The organism is Saccharopolyspora sp. NPDC000995 (assembly GCF_053599315.1).
On record NZ_JBSFLZ010000364.1, the window covers coordinates 1 to 1,131 of the forward strand.

Here is a 1,131-nt window from a genome sequence, read left to right on the forward strand (position 1 = left end):
TCGCCGGGGGATTCGATCTGCAGGCCGCGGAAAGCGTCTGCGCGGATGAGGGGATGAACGCGCAGGACGTGTTCACCGGAGTGGCGGGGCTGGTGGAAAAGTCGGTTCTTACTCGCGAGAAGGGAATAGTCTCTCCGGCGCGGTATCGGATGTTGGAGACGATTCGACAGTTTGGACACGAGCGGCTTGTCGACAACGGCAAGGAATTGATAGTGCGCCGCCAACACCGGGATCATTATTTTCGTTTCGCGGAGCAGCTTTACGCCGGTTGCTTCGGCCCCGATCAGAAGCAGTGGAGCCAACGTCTCAGACTCGATAGACCTAACCTTTGGAAGGCACTCGACTTTTGCCTGACTGAACCGGGCGAATCCCGCGCCGCGATACGCATGGCAGTGGCACTGTGGTATTACTGGGTCGGGTGCGGTTGCCTGCGTGACGGACGTTACTGGCTGGGTCGAGCACTCGCGAAACATACGCAGCCCGACCGGGACCGCGCCTGGGGGCTCTGTATTAATGGCTATATTGCCGGCCTGCAAGGGGACATCGCGCAGAGCATCGCGCTTCTCGACGAGAGTTGTGCACTAGCGCGCCAGAGCGGCGACGAACGGGTGCTGGCGCATGCGACGCAGTTCTTGGGCATGACCTTCCTGTTGAAAGGTGATATCGCGACCGCGACGACGATGTGGGACCGGTCACTCGCCGAGCATCGGGCGTTGGACGAACTGAACTGCCTTACCGGTATTGCATACATGCACCGATCGTTAGCCGCCGCCTGCCTAGGGGATCTCGACAGTGCTACCGATATCTTCCGCGAGTGTCAGAAATTCTGCGCAGCGCATGGCGAGCAATGGGTAATGTCCTGGGCTCTGTGGGCGATTTCCTTTACTCGGTTGATCGACGGCGACCTCAGCGAAGCACGCGCACGCATACGGGAGGCGCTTGGGATCATGCAGAATCTCGATGATCTGTTGGGCCAGCCGGCTTGTCTCGACGTGGCGGCCGTGATCAGCGCTGCTGAAGGCGACGTCACACAATTTGCGCGGCTGCTTGGAGCAAGCGACGCGATGTGGCGGCCGATCGGTAACCCTCGGTTCGGCTTCTACGCCTTTAATGAGCTATACGCGGAAGCTG

General features: G+C 60.0%; 1 protein-coding gene. It reads left to right on the forward strand.

Translation table 11 applies throughout. The features are described 5' to 3' along the window. Positions 1-53: 53 nt before the first annotated feature. Positions 54-1,131: ATP-binding protein (locus ACWDKQ_RS36340; protein WP_450143267.1), on the forward strand; the 1,078-nt coding region annotated here is incomplete at its 3' end.